Origin of the sequence: Psychromonas arctica, from assembly GCF_038155225.1 — a bacterium.
Classification (GTDB): Bacteria; Pseudomonadota; Gammaproteobacteria; order Enterobacterales; family Psychromonadaceae; genus Psychromonas; species Psychromonas arctica_B.
This window is the reverse complement of record NZ_JBAKBA010000241.1, coordinates 1-226: the sequence shown is the minus strand read 5'-3', so window position 1 is coordinate 226 and position 226 is coordinate 1. Positions and strand designations below refer to the sequence as shown.

The window sequence follows — 226 nt, the reverse complement described above, 5'->3', positions numbered from 1 at the left end:
GGCTCCAACAACACCCGTTGAGGCTGCTAATAAACAACCTACTAAAATAGTAGAAACAGCAACACCACCTCTAACGCGGCCAAATAACTCCCCCATTGCCTCTAACAATTGCTCGGCTAACTTGGTTATTTGTAATACGTTCCCCATGAAAATAAACATAGGACCTGCCATCATGATTGAATTTTCCATGATGCTCATAATACGGTAGGGCATAAAGGCAAAGAAT

General features: G+C 42.0%; 1 protein-coding gene. It reads right to left on the bottom strand.

The features are described from left to right. On the bottom strand, positions 1-226 hold a 226-nt coding region (locus tag V6255_RS18415; protein WP_341629424.1), incomplete at both ends, for a TRAP transporter large permease subunit.